Source organism: Pseudomonas sp. SIMBA_041 (assembly GCF_046535095.1).
GTDB classification, from domain to species: domain Bacteria; phylum Pseudomonadota; class Gammaproteobacteria; order Pseudomonadales; family Pseudomonadaceae; genus Aquipseudomonas; species Aquipseudomonas mucoides.
The window spans coordinates 1-247 of the sequence record NZ_JAWRXJ010000749.1; the positions used below are offsets into that span (position 1 = coordinate 1).

The 247-nt window shown below is 65.6% G+C and carries 1 protein-coding gene; it reads right to left on the reverse strand.

Translation table 11 applies throughout. The features are described 5' to 3' along the window. Positions 1-247, reverse strand: a 247-nt coding sequence (locus SB725_RS33115) for a response regulator (protein ID WP_410923688.1), incomplete at both ends; no start/stop codon positions are given.

Here is a 247-nt window from a genome sequence, read left to right on the forward strand (position 1 = left end):
GTCGAGCGACAGCGGCTTGGTGAGATGGCAGTCAAATACGCCAACGCCCGCCTCGAGGCGACCGGCGCCTTCGGTATAGCCGGTCAACGCCACCAGCTTCGTCTGGCCGCACTGCGGGCGCAGGCGAAGCAACTGCGCAAGCTCGAGGCCGTCCATGCCGGGCATCGTGATATCGATCAGGGCAACGCCCGGCGTAAACGACTCCACGATCCGAAGCGCGTCGGGTCCGCTTTGTGCCCGTTTCACC